Origin of the sequence: Exiguobacterium sp. UBA6282 (assembly GCF_002440475.1) — a bacterium.
Lineage (GTDB): Bacteria > Bacillota > Bacilli > Exiguobacteriales > Exiguobacteriaceae > Exiguobacterium_A.
In genome coordinates this window covers 84,664-86,607 of the sequence record NZ_DJUM01000014.1, presented here as the reverse complement: position 1 = coordinate 86,607, position 1,944 = coordinate 84,664, and the positions used below count along the sequence as shown (strand labels likewise).

Below are 1,944 nucleotides of genomic sequence, written 5' to 3'. Positions count from 1 at the left end.
GGAACGCGGATCACGACGGTGCGACAAGCGCCGCTAGCGAGTAGCGCTCTCGACGGTGTCTATGTCGCGATCGGACTCGCGTTACTTGTGACCCTGTTGCTGGCATCCTTACTCGCGTACTATATGGCACGGCACCTGACACGACCGATCGTGACGCTTCGATCCGTCGCTCAAAAGATTGGTGCTGGTGAAACGGACGTCGTCCTGCCAGCCCGACCGAAGGATGAAGTCGGGGAGTTGATCGACGCGGTCGATGAGATGCAGACACAACTCAAACAAAAGGATCATCTGCAAAAGACGTTCATCGCCGGTATCACCCATGACTTGCGGACGCCACTCGCAATCATTCGAAACGAGACCGAGGCGCTCGCAGCAGGTGTTATTCCTGTTGCCGAACTGCCCGACGTGACGACGAGTATCATCGAGGAGACGGATCGACTCGGTCATNNGATGAACTCGTGCTTGCGACAGTCGAACGCCTGCGTGGGACGTTCACGCAGGCAGGACTGACGCTGGCGACGGAGCTGCAACCGGTTAGGCAATCACTTGATTCACGGATGTTCGAACGTGTCCTGATCAACTTCTTGATGAACGCCCGTTTTGCTTCACCAGTCGGAGGAACGGTCACGGTTCGCTTAACGGATGACGAATTGACGGTCGAGGATGAAGGAGCGGGTGTCCGAGCAGAAGACCGGGCAACGATCTGGAACGTCTACGTCAAACAAGAAGGCAGTGCCGGACATGGACTTGGTCTTGCGATCAGTCGGATGATTCTCGATAGTCATCAATTCGACTATGGTGTTCGCGACCGGAATGGTGGGGGAGCGGTGTTCTACGTTCGGTTTTGATGGGGTAGAATGGTAGAGGATTCTGACGAACGATTCCGTCATCCTTGCTTTCCACAGGCGGGAGTAAGCCGCGGCATCTTGCACTCCGTGCCATCTGCCGGGTCTTACTAGGTGCTGTTGGCACTTTCCTGTAGGAGTCGCGGATGAGCTGCTTCGTTCTGAAACAGACATACGAAAAAGGAGAACAGTTTCCGTATCATACAGAAGCTGATCTCCTTTTTTATGTTGGTAGAATTTAAAAATTATTCGCCTTCGTTCGCATGAACAAGACTTGGTTTGACGAGAGTATAGAACTCATCGCTCATCCCGACACGGCTCCCCATTTGGCAAGCGAGTTCGAGTGTTTCTTTATAGAAGTTCGCGACGAGATCGTGATTCTTGATGTGCTCATCTTGCATCGCCTTTTTGACCCCGAGGACGACTTTTTCGATTTGCTCATCGGCATCATTACGGACGGGCACGACGTTTTCCGGAAGATCGACTTCCTTATCGTGTCCGTTGAAGCGGAACGATGCCCCGAATCCGAGGTGCTCGAGGAAGAAGTGCGGTAACAGTTTACTAGCGAAGAACTGATGCCATTCCGTCTCTTTCATTGCTTCCATGTCACGCTTGAACGACGTCGTTGCGAGTGCATAACGATCGTGTGTATCCTTCATGAACTTCTCGAGGATCGGAACCTGCATTGCAAACGCATTCTTGAGCAAGTTATCGAGCTGTTCTTGCGTTAATTGTTCTTGTTCAGTCATCGCTTTAACCCCATTTCGTTTCGTTATCCTTATCGTAAGAAATTTAGACAATTCCGTCAAATCTTTTTCGAGAATAGAGTTTACCTATTTCGCAAAAGGGAATTCATTACTATAGATCATTTTAAGGGGGAGTCAGTATGAAACGAATCGCAATGACAGGAGTCTTACTCGGAGCATGTCTGACTCCGGTGACGGGTTTTGCCGCAAGTAACGTGACATATAGCAAAGGAGTCGTCGCGAACAAGACGTTCGGCTATACGGTCAAGACGACGGATGCGTTGAAAAAGGCAATCCAGCAAGACAAGGTCGAATTCGTCAAGAATAAGACCGTTAAATCAAAATACGGTGTC

3 protein-coding genes and 1 pseudogene are annotated in these 1,944 nt (G+C 50.6%); 3 read left to right on the top strand and 1 reads right to left on the bottom strand.

Features of this window, described 5'->3' with window-relative positions; translation table 11 throughout:
• Positions 1-123 precede the first annotated feature (123 nt).
• Both B2751_RS04165 and B2751_RS04160 read left to right on the top strand, forming a co-directional pair.
• Complete coding sequence (locus B2751_RS04165) at positions 124-510, top strand: HAMP domain-containing protein (protein WP_422653596.1); 387 nt, start codon at positions 124-126, stop codon at positions 508-510.
• Positions 459-848: a sensor histidine kinase gene (locus B2751_RS04160; RefSeq protein WP_290773033.1), complete on the top strand. Its 390-nt coding sequence runs from the start codon at positions 459-461 to the stop codon at positions 846-848. Before B2751_RS04165 ends, B2751_RS04160 begins: the two co-directional genes overlap by 52 nt.
• A gap of 242 nt (positions 849-1,090) precedes the next feature.
• Here B2751_RS04160 and B2751_RS04155 read toward each other — a convergent pair whose 3' ends face one another.
• Entirely contained in the window at positions 1,091-1,594 is a 504-nt protein-coding gene (locus B2751_RS04155) for a hypothetical protein (RefSeq protein ID WP_035410079.1), read from the bottom strand.
• 137 nt (positions 1,595-1,731) lie between these two features.
• On the opposite strand from B2751_RS04155, the pseudogene B2751_RS04150 reads away from it, so the two are divergent.
• A pseudogene (locus B2751_RS04150) lies at positions 1,732-1,944 on the top strand (hypothetical protein); the annotation flags it as partial.

Coding starts and splice junctions, on each gene's coding strand:
- B2751_RS04155 (WP_035410079.1), bottom strand. CDS start 1,594: ATGACTGAACAAGAACAATTAACGCAAGAACAGCTCGATAACTTGCTC.